This window comes from Stenotrophomonas nematodicola, assembly GCF_009467805.1.
Lineage (GTDB): Bacteria > Pseudomonadota > Gammaproteobacteria > Xanthomonadales > Xanthomonadaceae > Stenotrophomonas > Stenotrophomonas nematodicola.
In genome coordinates this window covers 339,603-360,679 of the sequence record NZ_WIAY01000004.1, presented here as the reverse complement: position 1 = coordinate 360,679, position 21,077 = coordinate 339,603, and the positions used below count along the sequence as shown (strand labels likewise).

Here is a 21,077-nt window from a genome sequence, read left to right as displayed (position 1 = left end):
CTGACTTGCCGATGGTGCAACAGCACAATGCGCCCCGCTTGAGCGTGCCCATGACGACAGTCGCGCGCGCCCAGGTCGCCGTACGTCACGGGAGCATCGTGCCAGCCTGCGGTCATCGCCGCTTCCGGCCGGGTTCCCTCTGAAAGCAGCAGAGACCGGAACAGGGGAACAACGCATGTCCAGCCATAGCGATCGCGCAGCCATCTGCGCGGCGGTGACGCCGTTCGAGCGCGCAGCCACATCAGCCCGCATGGGCCGCTGGCGCGCCGTCCTGGCGACCCTGATGCTGGCCCTGCCATTGTCTGCGTGGGCGATCGATCTGCAGGTCACCGATTTCTCCGATACCGGCTACGACCCGGTACCGGCTGGCACCACCGTGATCTACAACGTCAAAGTCGAGAACGGCGCCAATGACACCGCTGCCGGCAGCGTGACGCTGATCGACCTCCCGGTCGGCACGGCGCTGGGCAGCCCCGCGCCGGCCGGCTGCAGCGCATCGCCCGGCAGCGCCGGCATCACCCGCGTGGTGTGTACCAACCCGACCCTGAGCGCCTCCGGTGCGCCGTACCAGTTCAAGCTGCCGGTCACCACCGTGCAGACCCAGCCGGCGACGATCACCCTGCATGCGGCCATCGGCTTCGCCGCCGCGTTGCCGCCGGCCACCACGCCGATCGTGGCGCTGCAGGCCAACGATCCGTTCTTCGCCGGTGACACCAACGTCGGCAACAACCGTTCCAACCAGACCACGACCATCCAGGCCGCGGCCGACCTGGAACTGAGCAAGACCGCCAGCCCTGATCCGGTGATCGGCGGCGGCGAGGTGACCTATACCCTCACCGTCAGGAACAACGGCCCCAGCGTCACCACCGGTTTCCGGGTGGTGGACACGCTGCCGCCGAACGTGACGCTGGTCGGCACTCCCAACGGCGCGGACTGGAGCTTCAGCGCGCAGAACGGCACCTACAACGGCACCCTGGCCGTGGGTGCGAGCGCCAGCTACCAGTTCCGCGGCAAGGTCAATGTCGGCACCGGCAACATCGTCAACGCCGCGGTGGTCAACGCCGGGTCCGTGCCCGATGCGGTGCCGGACAACAATGCCGCGCGCGTCACCACGGCGGTCACCGCCGGTGCGGATCTGGCGATGTCCAAGTCGGTATCGCCGGCGCCGGCGGCGGCCGGTTCGGTGGTGACGTACACCCTGACCGCGCGCAATGACGGCCCCAGCGCCGCCACCGGCGTGGTCGTGACCGACGCGATGCCGGAAGGTTTCGTGATCACCGGTGGCGTGGCACCGGCCGGCTGGACCTGCACCAGCAATGCCGGGGCGAGCGTCCGTACCTGCAGCCTGGCCGGCAGCTTCGCGCCGGGTGCGCAGGCGATCATCACCATCACCGCACAGGTGCCTTCGACCGGCACCAACAGCAGTGGGGTGGTCAGCAACACCGCGAACATCAGCGCAACCACGCCGGACCCCGTGCCGGCCAACAACAGTGGCACCGTCGGCCTGACCATCATTCCCGATGGCGCCGACCTGCGCATGAGCAAGTCCCGCTCGCCCTTGCTGGTCCCGGTGTGGAACGGCACCGGTGTGCGCAGCGACAGCATGATGACGTCCACGCTTGGCGTGCAGAACCTGGGGCCACGGGCGGTCACCGGCGACCTGCAGGTGGTGGACACGCTCGCGGCCGGCGAGCAGTGGGTCGATGCCAGCGGGCAGCCGATCCTCCCCGGTACCTCGGTGGTGATCGGGCGCTGGAGCTGCAGCGTCAATCGTGCGTGGGCCGTCGGCCAGGCGCAGACGGTGGCCTGCACCCTGGTCACCGGTTATCCGGTGGCCGTCAATGCCAGCGCGCCCGCTCTGGCGCTGCAGACGCTGGCGCGCACCGCCGGTGCGCTGCGCAATGACGCCTGCACCGGCGGCAGCGGCGGCTCGCTCGAGCCGGTGACCGCCGGCGGCATCAACCGCGATCCGAACGACACCAACGACTGTGCCGGCGGCGAGAGCCGCGCCACCGACGACCGTGCCGATCTGTCGATCACCAAGCAGACCAACGGGCCGGGCGACGCCGACAACATCATCCGCAACAGCGATGATTCGGTGACCTACACGCTGCTGATCCACAATGACGGCGAAGCCACCCCCGGCGTGGTGGTGAACGACCCGATTCCGGGCTTCGTCACCGGCGTGACCACGGTGACCGGCAACGCCAGCCCGGCGGGCTGGAACTGCCGCCTGAGCGGCAGCGCGTGGGTGTGCGATGCCGGAACCAGCGTACTGGGCCGCAACGAGACCGCGACCGTGCGTTTCACCGTCAATCGCGGGCTGTTCGACAGCCAGGGCCAGCCGGCCGGCGTCTGCGGCGGGCAGCCGCTGCTGCCGGGCCGCTTCTGCAACACGGCCGGTGTGCGCATCAATCCGGCCATTCCCGGCGCGCTGGGCGAGATCGACCAGAGCAACAACACCGCCTCGGACTGGGTCCAGATCGATGCGGTGGCCAATGTCGCCACCACCCGCAAGGACATCACCTCGGGCACGCCGGGGCGTGCCGGCGTCAACACCTCGTACCGCATCACCTACCAGAACCGGGGTCCGTCGACGGCGCGTGGCGTGGTCTTCAGCGATCTGTTCACGCTGCCTGCCAACGATGCCGGTTTCGTACTGCTCTCCGCGCTGCGTACCGGTTCGGACGCGGCGAGCAAGGCCTGCACGGTGACCACACATGACCCGTCTATCAGCTCCGCACCGGCGCCCGGTGGCACCTCCTGGTTCAACACCGGCAGTGCGCCGGCCACGCTGCGCCTGACCTGCACGCCGAAGGACATGGCCAACAACTCCACCGAAACGATGACGGTGGAGATCCGCCCGAACGTCAACAGTGGCAACACCGGCCGCCAGTTCACCAATACCGGCAGTTTCCACTTCGACCTCGATGGTGACGGTACGCCGGACCCGTCCAGTGGCACCGACGCCAACGGCCGGACCTACGATTACAACAACCGCACCGACGACGACAGCAAGGACGCGACCTTGCCGTTCGATGCCGGTCGCGTCGATCTGATCGTCAACAAGATCGACCAGAACTTCATCGGCGCGGTGGACCCGCTGGGCTTCGACTCGCGCGCCGGGATGGAGGTCAACAACTACATCTACTACCAGATCAGCGTGCGCAACGCGGGCCCGTCATTGGCCACGCGCGCCATGATCGACGACACCATCACCCCGCCGCCGGGCGCCAGCGTGAGCCTGGTCGGCAGCCGCACCGGCACCGCCGCTGGCCCGCAGGGTGCATTGGAACCGGTCGGCACCCGCTGCTCGGTGGCCGCTGGCAGCACCAATCCCAGCACCGGGCCGCAGACCATTTCCTGCACCCTGCCCAGCGCCGGTGTCACCACCACCGACGAAGGCGTCATCACCAACAACCAGACCAGCTACCTGTACCTGATCTATCAGTACATGACCGCCCCGCCGGCCACCGGCGAAACGCTGAAGAACTCGGTCACCGCGCGCTCGGCCGAAGCCGAGAGCGATACCAGCAACAACACTGCCACCCAGGAAACCAGCATCCGCACGCGCTCGGACCTGTCCATCCGCAAGTCCAGCGTAGTGCTCGCCCCGAGTGCCGATCCCAGCCAGCCCCTGCCGGCGGCGGCGGGCACGGTCAGCCTGCACCAGCCGTTCTGGTTCGTGCTGGACGTGGTCAATTACGGCCCCGGCCACAGTCTGTCGCGCGACCGCACCGGGACCAACCCGCTCAACGGCGACGGCGTGGTTGTCACCGATACCCTGCCGGATGGGCTTGAGGTGCTCGGCGGCGCGGCGGCCATCACCTGGCAGAAGCGCGGTGCCACCGCGGACCCGGGCGTGCAGACCACCGGCCTGGGCAACTGCCTGCTGGTGGGCCGCACCGTCACCTGCCGGATGGGCGATCTGGCGCTGGACGGGCAGGTGCGCGTGCTGATTCCCGCGCGCTGGACCACGCTTCCGGCCAACGGCACCGGCATCAACAGTGCCAAGGCCACCAGCGACCAGCTTGATCCGGACCCGGGCAACAACGACGACACCACCACCCACACCGTGCTCCGTTCCTCGCTGGCCGGCGTGGTGTTCCAGGACCGCGACCGCGCCGGTGCCAACGGGGGCACCCTGCAAAGCGGCGAGCCGCTGATCTCCGGCGTGCGCGTCCACCTCAGCGGTGAGGATGCCTACGGCAATGCCGTTGCACTCGATGCCACCACCGATGCGCAGGGCGCCTATCGCTTCGAGAACCTGGCCCCGGCAGGCGCCCAGGGGTATACCCTGACCCAGACCCAGCCGCCGACCTACGCCAACGGCCCGGTCGCCCCGCCGTCCAGCGGTCCGCTGGCGCCGTCGGCCGGGGGTGTGTTCGCGGCGGTGACGCCGCCCGGCAGCGCCGACTCGGTCTACACCACCATCGCGCTGGGCGCGGGGGTGGATGCGGTGCGCTACGACTTCCCGGAAGTGCGGCGTCCCTCGCTGTCCGGCTTCGTCTATGTGGACGGCAACTACAGCAACGTGCGCGACGCCGGCGACGCCCCGATCGCCAATGCCACCCTCGAACTGCTCGATGCCACCGGCACTGTCGTGGCCACCCGTACCACCGGCAACGATGGCAGCTACAGCTTCCTGGGGCTGGACCCGCAGATCTACACGCTGCGCGAAGTGCTGCCGGACGGCAGCTACCGCAACCGTCCGAGTGCGATCAATCCTGGCCTGATCGGCGGCGTGGCATGCGCCAGCTGCAGCGTGGCGACCGGTGCCGGCGGCGATGCCGCCAGCACCGATCGCATCGCCGGCATCGATCTGTCCAACGGCGACGATGGCACCGTGTTCAACTTCGGCGAAGACGCGGTCACCGCCATCTCCGGCCATGTCTATCTGGACCGTAATGGCAATGGCGACTTCGACGCCGGCGATGCCGGCGACCGCGGCTCGCAGCCCAACGGCGGCCTGCAGGACGTGACCATCACCCTGACCGGCGCCGGCCCGGACGGCGTCTACGGCACCGCCGACGATCTGCCGCCGGTCAGCGTGCAGACCGACGCGCAGGGCCGTTACACCTTCGACACTCTGGTCGTCGGCCAGCACTACCGCATCACCGAAACGCAGCCGCAGGGGTATGCCAACGCGACGGAGAACCCGGGCAACCGGATCGACATCGCCACGCTGCCGTTGACCGGCTCCAGCGGCAACGATTTCGGCGAGAAGCTCGGTTCCTTGGCCGGCCTTGTCTACGAGGATTTCTCCAACGTGGCCGCCGGCAACAACAACGGCGTCCGCGACAGCGGCGAGAACCCGATCGCCAACGTGATCGTGACCCTCACCGGCACCGACGTGCTCGGCAATCCGGTCAGCCTGACCGCGACCACCGACGCCACGGGCGCCTACCGCTTCAACGATCTGCTGCCGGCCCAGGCCGGCACCGGCTACACGCTGACCGAAACCCAGCCGGCCGCGTATCTGGACGGCAAGCACACCGCCGGCACGGCCACCACGCCGGGCAGCACCGCCGTGCCCAACGTGATCTCCGGCATCGGTATCGACGCCGGCCAGGACGCCACCGGTTACCTGTTCGGCGAGCTGGCCAACGCGCCCATCAGTGGCACGGTGTACCTGGACCGCAACGATGACGGCCAGAACAACGCCGGCGACGTCGGCATTCCCGGCGTGCAGGTGGTCATTGTGGGCGCAGGCCCGGACGGTGTGTTCGGCACCGGCGACGACACCAGCGAAACCCTGCTGACCAACGCCGATGGGCATTACAGCTATCCCGGCGCCGTGGCCGGGCAGGACTACCGCATCACCGAGACCCAGCCGACCGGGCTGGCCGAGGGTCGCCAGACCCCCGGCAACGTGATCAACATCGTCAACCTGCCGGTGGCCGGCTCGACCGGCAACGACTTCGGTGAGCGCGCCGGCAGTCTGTCCGGCACCGTGTACCTGGACCGCAACAACAATGGCGTGCAGGATGCCGGCGAACCGGGCCTGCCCAATGTGCAAGTACAGCTGCCGGCCGGCACGGTCGATGCGCTGGGCCAGCCGCTTGCCGCCATCACCACCGATGCCGACGGCCGCTACCGCTTCGCCGATCTGCTGGCGGGCACCTATACGGTGACCCAGCAGGTGGCGCAGCCGGTGTTCAATGGCGCCGCCACGATCAACGGCATCACCCGCGCCGGCACCATCGACGGCACCCCGGCCGGTACCGCCACCCCCGTGGCAAGCGTGCCCAGTGCCATCAGCGCGATCGTGCTGCCGGCCGGCAAGGCGTCGCTCGCCAACAACTTCGGTGAAGTGCTGGCCGTGTCCGTGTCCGGCACGGTGTTCTTCGACGCCGACAACAACGGCGCGCAGCAGGGTGCGGCCGAAACCGGCATCGAGGGCGTGACCATCGAGCTGACCGGTACCGACGATACCGGCGCCAGCGTGCAGCGCACCGTGCAGACCGATGCGGATGGCCGCTTCGCCTTTGCCGACCTGCGCCCGGGCATCTATACGCTGGTTGAACCGCAGCAGCCCACCGGCACCAGCAACGGCATCACCACTGCCGGCACCATCGATGGCGTCAGCAGCGGGACCGCCACGCCGGTGACCACGGTGCCCAGCCGGATCGGCACGATCGATCTGTCCACGCCGGGCAGCGCCTCGGTGGACAACCTGTTTGGCGAGATTCCGCTCAACAGCGGGATCAGCGGCAAGGTCTGGATCGACCGCAACAACGATGGCGTCGTCGATCCGGGTGAAACCGGCCTGGCCAACGTCGTCATCACCCTGACCGGCACCGACCTGGTCGGCAATCCGATCAGCCGCGACACCGTGACCGATGCCGATGGCAACTACAGCTTCGGCGACCTGCCGCCGGGCACCTACACCGTGACCGAACCGGAGCAGCCGACAGGCACCCGCGATGGCCGTACCGTGGCCGGCAGCACCGGTGGCACGGCGACCGCGCCGGGCACGACGCCGTCGACCATCACCGGCCTGGTGCTGGGGGTCAACCAGCAGTCGGTCCAGAACAACTTTGGCGAGATTCCGACCGGCAGCATCGCCGGGCGCGTCTACAACGACAGCAACGACAACGGGCTGGTCGATCCGGGTGAGGGCGGCATCGCCAACGTCACCGTGGTGCTGACCGGCACCGACGATCTGGGCCAGCCGGTCTCGATCACGCTGACCACCGATGCCGACGGTCGCTACCGTTTCGACGGCCTGCGCCCGGGCACCTATACGGTGACCGAGCCGACCCAGCCGCCGCAGACCCTCAATGGCATCACCCGTGCCGGCACCGTGGGTGGCGTGGTCACCGGCGTGGCCAGCGGCCGCGAGACCGTACCGTCGACCATCGGCCAGATCGTGCTGCCGCTGGGCGGCGATTCGCTGGACAACAACTTCGGCGAGATTGGTGATTCACCGGACATGCTGGTCAGCAAGTCGGCCGCCAGCCCGCGCTTCACCGTCAACAACATCGCCGCGTACACCCTCCAGGTGCGCAATGGCGGACAGCAGCCGTCGCGCGGCGAATATGTCGTGCACGACCGCCTGCCTGCCGGCCTGACCCTCGCCGCTGCCCCGACCGGTACCGGTTGGGTCTGCACCGGCGCGGTGGGCGACACGCGCTTCACCTGCCGCAGCCAGCAGGTACTGGCCGCCGGTGCCACCTCGCCGGACACCATCGCGGTGCAGGCGCTGGTCGGTGCCGCCGCCGCCGAGGCCGGCACCGTGCACAACGCCGTGCTGGTTGAGGGCGGTGGCGAAAACGAGTTCCGCGCGCCGACCCCCGCCGAGCGCTCGGCGTTCGATGGCGACGTGACCCAGCTGCCCGCGTGCGTGGAGGCGATCCAGTTCAACGCCTGCCGCGTGCCGAATGCCGTGCAGCTGGCCGCGTCGGTCGGCGGGACCGTGTGGTACGACATCGGCAGCGATGACCAGCTGCTCGACGGGGGCGACCAGCGCCTGCCGTCGTGGGGCGTCGAACTGGTCGATCCGATCACCGGGCAGGTGGTGAAGACCACCACCACCGGTGCCGACGGCAGCTACCGCTTCGCCGATGTGGTGCCGGGCGTGACCTGGAACATCCGCTTCCGCGATCCGACCTCCAACATCCTGTGGCCCAATCCGGTCACCCGCGAGTCCCTGTCCGGGGTCCTGGAAGCCTGCGACGCGGCGACCGCCATCGCGCGCGCCGGGGTCAGTGCCTGCCGGGTCAACGACAATGGCATCAGCCAGCTGGAAGTCGTGCTCCGCCCCGGCCAGCACCTGCCGCAGCAGAGCCTGCCGGTGGACCCGTCGGGCGTGGTCTACGACGCCACCACCCGTGACCCGGTCCCGGGCTCCATCGTGACCCTGAGCCCGGTGGGCGTGTGCACCGGTTACGACCCGCGCACCGCGGTGCTCAATGCCGGCAGCGGTGGCTATCGCCTCGAGGGCAGTGCGATCTCGATGACGGTGGGCAGCGAGGGCTTCTACCAGTTCGCGTTCGGTCCGGCCGCGCCGGCCCGTTGCGAATTCAAGCTCACCGTCACGCCGCCGGGCAGCTACCAGTTCGTGTCCACGTTGATCCCGCCGCAGAGTGGCTCGCTGTCGCCGGCAGGCGGCGCGGGTGCCAACCATGAGGTGCAGCCGAACCGTCTCGCGCCGACCGGTGCGGTCGGCCTGCCGACCCAGTACTACCTGGGCCTGTTCGCCGGCTCGGATACCGCCGCGATCATCAACAACCACCTGCCGCTGGACACTGCGGTGGCAACGGGCTTGGCCATCAGCAAGAACGGCGACCGCCAGACCGCCGAGATCGGCGACACCGTGCAGTACACGATCACCATCCGCCAGACCGCGGGCAGCGCGCTGCGCACGGTCAACGTGATCGATCGTCTGCCGCGCGGCTTCACCTACATCGACGGCACCGCACGTGCCGATGGCCGCGCCGTGACCGATCCCTCCGGCAAGCCGGGCCCGCTGCTGGGCTTCGATGTCGGCCCGATCGCGGTCGGCGGGCAGATCGTCCTGACCTACCGCGTGCGGGTGGGCGTGGGTGCGCAGCAGGGCGACGGCATCAACCGTGCCCAGGCGTTCGGCTGTGCCTTCAGCGGCGGCTGCATCGATACCGGCAGCATCACCCCGCTGCCCGGTGCGCTCCCGTCCAACCGCGCCGAATACCGCGTGCGGGTCACCGGTGGCGTGTTCACCGACCAGGCCTGCGTGCTGGGCAAGGTGTTCATGGACTGCAACAACAACCATGTGCAGGACCGCGAAGAACTGGGCATCCCGGGCGTGCGGCTGTACTTCTCCGACGGCACCTGGGTGATCAGCGACTCCGAAGGCAAGTACAGCTACTGCGGCCTGCCGCCGCAGAGCCACACGCTGAAGGTGGATGCCAGCACGTTGCCGGTCGGCGCGCGCCTGACCACCAGCAGCAACCGCAACCTGGGCGATGCCGACAGCCTGTTCCTGGATCTCAAGAACGGCGAACTGCACCGCGCCGACTTCATCGAGGGCAGCTGTGCCAACCCGGTGCTGGAGCAGGTCAAGGCCCGGCGCACCCAGGGTGAGGTACGTGCGCCGGAGACCGAAGCCGGGCAGGCGCCGCTGCGCTTTGACAGCAAACCCGCGCGGGCGCCGCAACAGGCGACCGACTCGGCCAACCAGAGACCGATCGTGCATCCCAGAGCCAACCCGCCCGCTGCCGGCGCTTCGACGGAGGTGCAGCCATGAGCCGCGCCCACCCGTTGTACCGTCTGCCGCGCCTGAGCCTGCTGGCCTGCGCCCTGGCCGCCGTACCTGCGATGGCGCAGAGCGTGGGCAGCGCTGGCCGCTTCACGCCGGTTCTCGGCGATGCCAGCACCCTGTACCCGCGCAGCCCTGCCAGCACCGATGCCGCGCCGCGCGCACTGGACAGCGCCGTGCCCGGTACGCTCGACCGCATCCTGGTCGAGCTGGACCGGGATGGCGTACCGGCCGATGGCCAGAGTGCGGTGCACGTGCGCGTGCAGCTGCTCGATGCCGCCGGCCGCGCGCTGGCCGGCACCACCTACGCCACGATCGAGACCAGCGGTGGCCGCATCCGCCTGCCGGGCTCGCGCACCGACGAACTCGGACCGGGCGCGCTCGACGCCGACAAGGTCACCCCCGGCATCCAGCTGCAGGTAGTGGACGGCGTGGCCGAGTTCGACCTGCTCGCGCCGCACGACCCGCAGGACGTGGTGCTGCGCATCACCGCCGGCGCCGAGACCGCACAGGGCACCATCGGCTTCCTGCCGGAAATGCGTGAGCTGCTGGCAACCGGCCTGATCGAGGGCGTGGTCAACTTCCGCCGGCGCAGCAATGCCGGTCTGATCTCCCCGGTGGAGCACCACGACGCGTTCGACCGCGACATCCGCCGCTGGGAGCGCCAGTTCAACAACGGCAAGGCCAATGCGGCCGCGCGTACCGCGTTCTTCGTCAAGGGGCGCATCAAGGGCGAGTACCTGCTGACCGCCGCCTACGATTCGGACAAGGACACCCGCGGCCGCCTGCTGCGCGATATCCAGCCTGAAGAGTTCTATCCGGTCTATGGCGATTCGTCGCTGCGTGGCTTCGATGCGCGCTCGGCCGAGCGCCTGTACGTGCGCATCGACAACCGGCGCAGCTACCTGCTGTACGGCGACTTCCAGACCGGCGACACCCTTGCCACGGCCACCGGTATCGGTGGCAGCGGCGCGATTCCGCAGCGCAGCCTGGGTACCTACAACCGGACCGCCACCGGCCTGGGCTGGCACTTCGAAAGCGAGCGCGTGCGCAGCAATGTGTTTGCGATGCAGGATTCGCTGCGCCAGGTGATCGAGGAGTTCCGCAGCCAGGGCAGTGGGCCCTACGCACTGCGCAACAACGCCGTGCTGGAAGGCAGCGAACGCGTGGAAGTGATCGTGCGCGACCGCAACCAGCCCACGCGCATCACCTCGGTGCGCTCGCTGGCGCGGCTGGTCGACTACAGCTTCGAGCCGTTCTCCGGCCGCATCCTGCTCAATCAGTTCCTGCCGGCCTTCGACAGCGACCTCAACCCGGTCTCGCTGCGCATCACCTATGAGCTGGACCAGGGCACCGAAAAGTTCTGGGTGGTCGGCGCCGATGCGCAGGTCAAACTGACCGACCAGCTCGAAGTCGGCGCGGCGGCGGTCGAGGACCGCAACCCGTATGCCGAGTTCAAGATGGGCAGCGCCAACGCGAGCTACCGGTTCGGGGCCAACACGCTGCTGGTGGCCGAGTTCGCCCGGACCCGCAGCGAGGTCAACACCAATTCGATCAACCAGATCACCTCGCAGGGCCTGAAGGACATCAGCGGCGAGGTTGAAGGCGATGCCTGGCGTGTGGAGTTCGCGCACCGTGCCGACAAGCTGGACGCGCGCCTGTTTGCCGCCCGCACCGATCCGGCGTTCAACAACCCGGCGGCCCCGCTGTATGGCGGCCGTGGCGAGTACAACGCGCGCGTTGCCTACCGGGTCGGCCCGCGGCTGGAACTGTATGTGGAAGGCCTGCGCAGCGAGGACCGCAATCCGGACGGCGGCAAGCGCGACGCGGGTGGCGCCGGCGTGCGCATCGGCGCCACCGACCGCCTGACCGTGGACCTGGGCGTGCGCAGCATCCGCGAGACCATCGGCGTGACCTCGCCGTGGTCGTCCGGTGTGCCGTTCGGCAATGCCGGCGGCCTGACCGGCGGGTTTGCGACCGGTTCCGGCGGTGGCGCGCTGGGGTACGGGCAGCAGGCGCTGGACCCGCTGACCGGCCTGATGGTCATCAACGGCAGCAGCACCGGCAGCCCGATCACCAGCGACCTGCCGGTGGGCACCGAGCTCGAATCGGACAGTGCGCGGTTTGGCCTGGGCTATCGCCTCAATGACCGCCTCAGCGCGGGCGCGGAAGTGGAGCACAGCGTCAGTGGCGAAGATCGCCGGCGTCTGGCCGCGGGCCTGGACTACCAGGTGTTCGAGCGCAGCCGGGTGTATGGCCGCTACGAGAAGCAGACCGGCCTGACCAGCGCGTACGGCATCACCACCACCGACCGCGAGGCCGACGCACTGGTGTTCGGTATCGACAGCAGCTATCTGCGCGATACCCAGACCTTCAGCGAGTACCGCCTGCGCGATTCGATCAGTGGCCGCGATGTACAGGCTGCCTCGGGCATCCGCAACACCTGGGACATCCGCGAAGGCCTGCGCCTGGCCAGTTCGGCCGAGCACGTCAAGGTGATCGACGGCAGCACCGGTGACAGCACCGGCCTGGCGCTGGCCCTGGACTACAGCGCCAATCCGCTGTGGCGCGGCGCGATCCGGGCCGAGCACCGCATCTCCGAGGACGTGCCCGACACGGCCACCAACGAGGCCTTCAACACCACGCTGCTGCAGTTCATGCTTGCCCGCAAGCTCAGCCGTGACTGGACCCTGCTGGCCCGCAACTACCTGCTCAGCACACGCTACGATGCCCGCGGCGATGTGCTGCAGGACCGCTTCCAGCTCGGCGTCGCCTACCGCGATACCGACCGCAACCGGATCAACGCGCTGGCGCGCTACGAATACAAGCTCGAACGCGATGAAAGCGGCCTGACCCTGTCCGACGGCAACACCGTTGATGGCACCAGCCAGGACGTGCGCACCCGCGCGCACATCGTCTCGGCCCATGCTGACTGGCACCCGTCGCGGCCGTGGTGGCTGACCGGCCGCGTGGCAGGCAAGTGGCAGCAGGACCAGTTCGCCTACACCGACAGTGCGCGCGTCAACAGCCGCTTCCGGGCCGTGTTGCTGTCCGGGCGGGTGGTGTACGACATCACCGAGAACTGGGACATCGGCGTGCTTGCCTCCACCTTCCGCGGGCAGGCCGGCGCCAACCAGTACGCCTACGGCATGGAGGTCGGCCGCCTGCTGCGGCAGAACCTGTGGCTGTCGGCCGGCTACAACTGGACCGGCTTCGACGGCGACCGCGACCTCAACGGGTACGAGTACACCCAGCAGGGCGTGTTCCTGCGCCTGCGCTTCAAGTTCGATGAAGACCTTTTCCGGCCGGACCCCGTCCGCTACCGCGACCCGGCACGCTGAGGATGCCCTGATGACCACTCTTTCCCCGATGAACCGTGCTGTCCCCTCGCTGCTCGCCGCCGCGCTGCTCGCCAGCGTTGTCGCGCCCGCCGGTGCACAGCAGACACAGCTGCTGCCGCAGCAGAAACGCATCACCGACGAGGCGATCCATGCCGATCACGGCGCCTACGAGGCGACCCAGGGCCGGATCCAGGCGCTCAACGATGGGGGCCGCCCGATCCGCGATTACCACCTGTCCAAGGCGCAGTGCTGGCTGGACGTGTCATTCCACGAGTACAGCCGCAACGACCGCAGCGCGTTCCCGCAGCAGGCGCTCACCGAGTCGGAGAAGCTGATCGTGGGCATGGAGCAGGGCGTCTCGCCGCTGCCCATCGACACCCCGCTGGTGAACAAGGCCAAGTACCTGCGCGATGACCTGTGGCAACGCCTGCGGGTGCTGCACGGTGCGCCGGGCTTCAGTTGCGCCCAGCAGCAGGTCGCCTGTGGCGAGGTCGAGCTGGTGCATGCCGGCAACGAGTTCAACCAGCAGCAGTGGCGGCACTCCAAGCCGTACATCCAGATTGCCGAGGAACTGGTCAACGAAGCAGAAGCGCTGGCCCGCCAGTGCGGCGCCGTGCCGGCCATCGCCGCCGCACCGGGGCCGCTGGTCGCCAATGTGCTGTTCGAGTTCGACCGCGATGCGTACCGTGACATCCGCACCTACTCCCTGGAAAGCGTGGACCGCGCGCTGGCCCGGATCGCCGACGAAGGCCTGCAATTGCAGGGCATCACCCTGGTTGGCCATGCCGATCGCATGCAGGGCCGCGGCTTCGACGCCAACCAGTCGCTCTCCGAACGGCGGGCACGCACGGTACGCGAACTGCTGGTCGGCCGCGGCATTGATCCGGCCCGCATCCGCTACGAGTACCGGGGCGATACCCAGCAGGTGCAGCAGTGCGATGGCGTGCGCCCACGCGCGGCGCTGCTGGAATGCCTGCTGCCGAACCGGCGGGTCGAGGTGCGGTTCGAGGTAACGCGCTGACCGGTCGGTCCGGACATCAAGTGCCGGTCTGTACGTCCTGATCCACGGGCGAACGGACCGGCCCCGGGCGCGGCGGAAGCCAGGCCATCGGTCGGCTTCCGGCCAGCGACAGCCAGCCGCAGGTCATGGCCCGTGCGGGGTCGTGCAGCAGGCTGTACAGATCGACGTCGCGGCCGGCGTCCTCGCCCCACAGCATGGCCCAGGCGTTGTGGCCGCTGCGGCGCGCGCTCTGCAGCGCCCGGTCGGCCGCGCGCAGGCTGTCGTCAAGCGCGTCCGACGCACCGGCGAAGAGGGGCAGGGGTGCCATACCGATGCTGGCGGTCAGGGTCAGGTGCTGGCCGGGGCCCGTGTCCACCACCAGCCGCTCGATCGCCGCGCGCAGATGGCTGGCCAACGCCTGCGCAGCCGGCGCGGCGGTGTCATGCCGCGCAACCAGGAAAGTGGCGCCGCTCCATCGCGCGATCCGGTCATGGCTGTCGCAGTGCTGGCGCAGGCACCGGCCCACCGCGCGCAGCACGGCGTCGCCGGCGGCCTCGCCATGCCGTTCGTTGAGCGCCTTGAACGCATCCAGTTCCACCAGCATCACCACGCTGCGCTGCTCGGTACCGCTCCTGGCCCGGTCCGCGGCGAGCAGGCGCTCGGCTTCCCGGCGGTTGACCAGCCCGGTCACCCTGTCGGTGCTGCTCAGCAGCGTGAGGCGGCGCCGCTGCCGGCGCATGCGCAGCACGATGACGGTGGCGACGGCCACCACCACCAGCAGCGCCACCAGCGCGCTGTTGCGCAGCACGCGCACGCGGCCCAGGTCCTGCATTGCATTGACCTCGGCCGGGTCGATGCTGCGCTCCGCGGTGGCCTGCAGCCGGGCGAGCTGGTTGAGGGTGTCGCCCTTGCTGCGCGCGCGGTCGATGTCGCGGGCCTCGCGCGCGTACCGCAAGGCCAGGGCGCGTTCGCCCCGCAGGGTGTGGATGTCGCCGAGCAGATCCAGGCCGGCGCGGACCTCGTCGGTGAAGCGACCCCGCTCCGCCGCGGCCTGGGCCTGCTCCGCCAGCGGCAACGCGGCCTCGGCCCCTGCCCGGTCGAGGGTCAGCCGCGCCAGCCGCTGCAACGTGACGATGTGGCCCTGCGGGTCCTGCACGGCCTGCCAGTCCAGCACGCTGCGGAACTTCGCCTCGGCCTCGGGCAACTGCCCGGCCAGTCGCTGGATCTCGGCACGATGGCTGACGATGCGGTGCAGAAAGAGCTCCTGGCCGCCCAGGCGCGTGCCGATGGCTTCGGCACGGGTGAACGCGGTGGAGGCCTCTTCATGCCGATGCATCTGCAGCAGCGCAAAGCCGTAGTTGTAGTACAGGATCAGATCGCCCGGGTTGGGCGGCCGTCGCATGTGCTGGTTCAGGGCGGTGGCTTTCTGCAGATAGGTCAGTGCGCCCTGCGGGTCGCCCATCGCATCACCGCGGATCATGGCGATCTGCATCAGCGCACCGATCTGCCCCTGCACGTCCCGTTGGCGGACGGCTTCTTCCAGGAACAGATTGGTCAGCTCCAGTGCCTGTGCATGATCGCCGCGCCACAACAGCAGGTGCGCGGCCATCGACTGGGCGCGGAGCCGGTCTTCGGGATTCGCATCGGGGCGGGCAGCCGCGGCCTGCAGCCGCGCCGGCAGGTCTGCGGCCTGGTCGAGCTGGCCCTGCGAGCGCAATGCCACGCCCAGACACGCCAGGGCACCGATCTCGATCGAGGTCGGCAGCGACGGCGATGCGAGCAGCGCACGCGCCATCTGCAGCGATGTCCGTGGCGCGCTGGTCAGCAGGGCATGGCATTGCTGGACCTGGGCGACCAGCGGTGCGCTGTTGATCGGATGCTGCGCCAGTGCGCAGGGCGCAGCGACCGACAACAGGCAGACGAGCGCGGACACGCCGCGACGGACACGTGACAACTTGGGCATAGGAGCGACGACTTCCCGGTCGAGTGCAGGCCGGCGGCGATGCGGAGCGCCCGCGACGGTACTGCCAGCTTGTGCGTGGCTACTATACCCTCCTTGCCGCCGGTCGCCGTCGCACCGGCCTGGAGCCTGCCGCGCATGTCCACTACCGCATCGACCGCCCGGACCGGTCCGCGCCCTGCCACCGCGCCACAGTCGCTTGGGCGGCGTACCGAGACCATGCTGCGGGGCCTGCTGTGCCTGGTGGGCCTGTTCCATCTGCTGATGGCCGGCTGGACCGCCCTGCGGATGGGAGTGGGTCTGGACCCGATGGTCCCGGTCATCGCCACGCTGCACGCGCTGCTGTGCGGGCTGTGCCTGTGGGAGCAGCGGGCCGGGCGGTCGCTGCGTGCGGCTGCCGTGTTTGTCTGTGGCCAGCTGCTCCTGCTGACGGCGGCCTATGTCTATTGGGGCCTGGCCGCACAGTTGCGGCTGCAACTGGTGCTGCTGATGCCGGTCATGCTGGTCTCGGCCGTGCTCGGGCGGCGCCCGCTGGCGGGGGTGGCCGCCTGGATCAGCCTGTTGATCGTGGTGGGTGCGTGGGTGGACGCGTCCAGCGTGATGTTCCACCCCGATCGGCTGCTGGCGGCCGTGAACGACCTGGCGGTCTGCGTCTTCGGCACGCTGCTGGCCGCCTGGCTGCTGCACCACAGCGTCACCGGCCTGCGCGAAAGCCTGCAGGTGGCACGCGACCACGGCCGCGATCTGGCCCGCAAGCGGGATCAGCTGCAGTTGGAGATGCAGGAGAAGGAGCGCTCGCGCGGCCAGCTGGTGCATGCGATGAAGATGGAGAACGTCGGCCGCCTCGCCAGTGGCATCGCGCATGATTTCAATCACCTGCTGGCATTGATCCAGAGCTACATCGCCAAAGCGCGGCGCAGTCAGGGCAGTGAGCTGCAGGCCGCCCTGCAGGGCGGTGATTCCGCGGTGCGGCGGGCGACTGCGGTCAGCAGGCGGCTGCTGGATTTCAGCCGGCTCGAAGACAGCCGGCCTTGCCTGCTGGATGTGGCCACGGTGGTTTCGGACATGGCACCGATGCTGCAGCAGGTCTTCCACCCCGGCGTGCGGTGCGAGGTGGACAGCGGCCAGGTGCAGTGCCTCATCCACTTCGATCCGGCCCAGTTGGAGTCGATCCTGATCAGCCTGGCGGTCAATGCCAACCAGGCCATGCCGGAGGGTGGGCACTTCAGCCTGACCGTGACGCAGCCGTCGCGCGTGGACGAGGTGGTCCTGCGGGCCAGCGACAGCGGCCACGGCATGAGCGAGGAGGTGCGCGCCCGGTGCCTGGAGCCGTTCTTCACCACCAAACCGATGGGCCAGGGCACCGGACTTGGTCTGGCGGTGACGGCGAGCCTGGTGCAGGCAGCGGGTGGGCACATCGACGTGGAGAGCGCCAGGGGACGCGGCACGCAGGTGTGCATCCGGCTGCCGACGCGCCCACGGGCGGCGGCACAGGGCTGATCCGGGGCGCGTCCGGGGCCGTGCAGCCGCTACACTGCGGGCTGCTCCCGCGGAAACAATCCTGTGGTCTCCAGCTGGATCCTGCTGCTGGTCTCGGTGGCCTACGCCGCGCTGCTGTTCGGCGTGGCATGGTGGGGCGACCGTCGCCCGATGTATCCGGACCGTCCCTGGCTGCGGCCGGTGGTCTACAGCCTGGCACTGGCGGTGTACTGCTCGTCGTGGACCTTCTACGGCGCGGTGGGCACGGCGGTACGCAATGGCATCGGCTACCTGCCGATCTACCTGGGCCCGCTGCTGCTGTGGGTATTCGGCTGGCGCATCATCGAGCGCCTGGCGCTGATCGCGCGCAGCCAGAACGTGGTCTCCATCGCCGACTTCATCTCGTCACGGTTCGGCCGCTCGCGGCGCCTGGCCGCACTGGTGGCGGTGATCGCACTGATCGGCATCGTGCCGTACCTCGCGCTTCAGTACAAAGCGGTCGCGATGAGCCTGCAGGTGCTCACCGGCAACGTCGGCCCCACCGGTTTCTTCACTGATCCGGCGTTGTACGTGGCGCTGCTGATGGCGCTGTTCGCCACGCTGTTCGGCACCCGCCAGGTGGACGCCACCGAGCACCACCACGGGATGATGCTGGCGATCGCGCTGGAGTCGATGATCAAGCTGATCGCGATGGTCGCGCTGGGTCTGTTCGCCTACCTGTGGCTCAACGACCGCACCGACGCGGTGATCGAGTCTGCGCATACCCTGTTCAGCGGCCTGCCGCCGGTCGGCTTCATCTCGCAGACGCTGCTGAGCTTCCTGGCGATCATCTGCCTGCCGCGACAGTTCCACGTGGCGGTGGTCGAGTGCGGCGACGTGCGCGACATCCGCCGCGCGCGCTGGATGTTCGGCGCCTACCTGGTGGTGATCTCGGCGATGGTGATCCCGATCGCCACCGCCGGGGTGACCCTGTTCGGCACCGGCGGCAGCGTGGCCGATGACAGCATGGTACTGGCCCTGCCGCTGGCCGAAGGGCGCAAGTTCCTGGCGCTGGTGGCCTACGTGGGCGGCTTCTCCGCCGCCACCGGCATGGTCATCGTGGCGTCGATCGCACTGGCCACGATGGTCAGCAACGATCTGGTGATGCCGGTGCTGCTGCGCCGCAGCGGCGATCACCAGGAAGCGGCCGATGTGGCTTCGCGGGTGCTGTGGATCCGGCGTACCGCGATTCTGCTGCTGGCGCTGGCGGCCTACAGCTATTACCGCGGCAGCAGCAATGACAGCACCCTTGCCTCGTACGGGCTGATGGCATTCGCCGCAGTGGCGCAGTTCGCTCCGGGGCTGATCGGCGGGCTGTACTGGCGCGGTGCCAGCCGCAAGGGCGTGGAGATCGGCATGCTGCTGGGCTTCGGCACCTGGGCGTACACGCTGCTGCTGCCGGCGCTGACCCACGCCGGCTGGATGGAGGCGACGTGGCTGGTGCAGGGCCCGTTCGGGATCGGCTGGCTGCAGCCGCAGCATCTGTTTGGCATGAGTGGCTGGGACCCGCTCACGCACGGCACGTTCTGGTCGTTGCTGGTCAACGTGGCGGCGATGGTGCTGGTATCAGTGCGCTGGCGCCCCGGTGTGGACGAGCGCCTGCGTGCCGCGCCGTTCCTGGACCCCTATGCGCAGCGGCCCTCGGTGGCCGGTGCGTGGCCCGGCAACGTGCACGTCGGCGATCTGCTGGCGCTGGCCTCGCGGGTGGTCGGCGACCGCCATGCGCGTCGCTCGTTCTTTGAGCAGGCACAGTCAATGGGCCGCGAGCTGCAGGCCTCCGCGCCAGCCGACCGCGCGTGGGTGCAGTTCACCGAGCGGTTGCTGGCTGCCTCGATCGGTGCGGCCTCGGCACGCCTGCTGCTGACCAGCCTGCTGCGGGGTTCGGGCATGGACCTGGGCGAAGTGGTGGCGGTGCTCGATGAAGCCGGGCAGGAGCTGCGCTTCAACCGCGAGATCCTCTCCACGACCCTGGAGAACATCAGTGCCGGGGTCAGCGTGGTCGATCCGGACATGCGGCTGACCGCGTGGAACCGGCGCTACCAGCAGATGTTCGGCTACCCCGACGGCATGCTGTACGTGGGCCGCCCGGTTGCCGACCTGATCCGCTACAACGCCGAGCGCGGCGAGCTGGGCGAGGGCGACATCGACGTGCAGATCAACCGCCGCATCGGCTACATGCGCGCCGGCTCACCGCATGTGTTCGAGCGGACCCGCAGCGATGGCAAGGTGATCGAAATGCGCGGCCAGGCGCTGCCCGGCGGCGGCTATGTCACCAGCTACAACGACATCACCGATTACAAGCACGCCGAAAAAGCCCTGCTGGAAGCCAATGAAACGCTGGAACAGCGCGTGGCCGAGCGCTCGCACGAGGCCGAGGTGGCGCAGCAGTCCAAGACCCGCTTCCTGGCCGCGATCAGCCATGACGTGCTGCAGCCGCTCAATGCCGCGCGGCTGTTCGCCTCGGCGCTGCGCGACAGCCACCAGAACAACGAGGAGCAGCGCCATCTGGCCGAACGCGTCGATGCCTCGCTGCGCGCGGCCGAAGAGCTGCTGGATGGCCTGCTGGACGTATCGCGGCTGGATGCCGGTGGCCTGCACCCGCTGATCGGTGATTTCGATGTCAGCCTGTTGATGCGCGAGCTGGCCGCCCAGTACTCGCCGGTGGCCGCCGGCCGCGGCCTGCGTCTGGATCTGTTCGCGCGCCCGGCCTGGGTGCGCAGCGACCGCCGGCTGCTGCGCCGGGTGCTGCAGAACTTCCTGGCCAATGCGCTGCGCTATACCCGGCAGGGGCGGATCGTGCTGGCGGTGCGTCAGCGCGGGCAGGAAGTGGAGCTGCAGGTGTGGGATACCGGTCCGGGCATTCCCGAGCATCACATGCAGCAGATTTTCGACGAGTTCCACCGCTACCAGCAGCCGTTCGACTGGGGCGAGCAGGGGTTGGGGCTGGGCCTGTCGATCTGCCAGCGCATCTCCCGCCTGCTCGACCACCGCCTCAACGCGCGCAGCCGGGTCGGCAGCGGCAGCATGTTCTCCATCCTGTTGCCGCGGGTGGATGCGCCGGACCTGCCCACCTCGGCGGTGGCCCTGCCGGTTGCCAGCCCGTCTACCCGGACCGACTCGCTGGCGGGCATGCGCGTGCTGTGCGTGGACAACGACCAGGAGATCCTGGACGGCATGCGCGCGCTGCTGGGGCGCTGGCAGGTCGAGGTGATCACCGCCAGCACCGTGGATCAGGCGCTGGAGAAGGTGGCCGAGCGCCCGGACGTGATGCTGGTGGATTACCACCTGCACGACCGCCTGGATGGACTGGACACTCTGGTGGCGATGCGCGACAAGGCCGGCCGGGCGATTCCCGGCGCGTTGCTGACCGCCGACGGGCGCGACGAGCTCAAGCGCATGGCCCGCGAACGGGGTTACCGGTTGCTGACCAAGCCGATCAAGCCGGCGTCGCTGCGTGCCTTCCTGGCGGCGTTCCACGACACCCGCGGCGACATGTAGCCGCGGGTGAGCGGCGCCGGG

At 69.2% G+C, this 21,077-nt stretch carries 6 protein-coding genes; 5 read left to right on the top strand and 1 reads right to left on the bottom strand.

Annotated elements, in window-relative coordinates; genetic code table 11:
* Positions 1 to 175 precede the first annotated feature (175 nt).
* From GDJ08_RS14405 to GDJ08_RS14395, 3 genes are read left to right on the top strand one after another with little or no spacing between them, the layout of a single operon-like run.
* Positions 176 to 9,727: an SdrD B-like domain-containing protein gene (locus tag GDJ08_RS14405; RefSeq protein ID WP_153165131.1), complete on the top strand. Its 9,552-nt coding sequence runs from the start codon at positions 176 to 178 to the stop codon at positions 9,725 to 9,727.
* Positions 9,724 to 13,080 (top strand): Ig-like domain-containing protein, encoded by a 3,357-nt coding sequence (locus GDJ08_RS14400; RefSeq protein WP_153165130.1) that lies wholly within the window; start codon positions 9,724 to 9,726, stop codon positions 13,078 to 13,080. The genes GDJ08_RS14405 and GDJ08_RS14400 overlap by 4 nt, the downstream gene beginning before the upstream one ends.
* Positions 13,081 to 13,090: 10 nt before the next feature.
* The gene (locus GDJ08_RS14395) at positions 13,091 to 14,101 is read left to right on the top strand and encodes an OmpA family protein (protein ID WP_165699817.1); all 1,011 of its coding nucleotides are present in this window, start codon (positions 13,091 to 13,093) and stop codon (positions 14,099 to 14,101) included.
* 16 nt (positions 14,102 to 14,117) lie between these two features.
* Here GDJ08_RS14395 and GDJ08_RS14390 read toward each other — a convergent pair whose 3' ends face one another.
* Positions 14,118 to 16,013, bottom strand: coding sequence for a GGDEF domain-containing protein (locus tag GDJ08_RS14390; protein WP_165699816.1), 1,896 nt, complete (start codon positions 16,011 to 16,013; stop codon positions 14,118 to 14,120).
* A gap of 165 nt (positions 16,014 to 16,178) precedes the next feature.
* Between GDJ08_RS14390 and GDJ08_RS14385 the strand changes: the two genes are divergently transcribed.
* A complete protein-coding gene (locus tag GDJ08_RS14385; protein WP_037591210.1) occupies positions 16,179 to 17,540 on the top strand; it encodes a sensor histidine kinase in 1,362 nt (453 codons plus the stop codon).
* 63 nt (positions 17,541 to 17,603) lie between these two features.
* On the top strand, positions 17,604 to 21,056 hold the full coding sequence (locus tag GDJ08_RS14380) for a hybrid sensor histidine kinase/response regulator (RefSeq protein WP_017356022.1): 3,453 nt from the start codon (positions 17,604 to 17,606) through the stop codon (positions 21,054 to 21,056).
* Positions 21,057 to 21,077: the final 21 nt, after the last annotated feature.

Coding starts and splice junctions, on each gene's coding strand:
- GDJ08_RS14395 (WP_165699817.1), top strand. CDS start 13,091: ATGACCACTCTTTCCCCGATGAACCGTGCTGTCCCCTCGCTGCTCGCC.
- GDJ08_RS14385 (WP_037591210.1), top strand. CDS start 16,179: ATGTCCACTACCGCATCGACCGCCCGGACCGGTCCGCGCCCTGCCACC.
- GDJ08_RS14400 (WP_153165130.1), top strand. CDS start 9,724: ATGAGCCGCGCCCACCCGTTGTACCGTCTGCCGCGCCTGAGCCTGCTG.
- GDJ08_RS14405 (WP_153165131.1), top strand. CDS start 176: ATGTCCAGCCATAGCGATCGCGCAGCCATCTGCGCGGCGGTGACGCCG.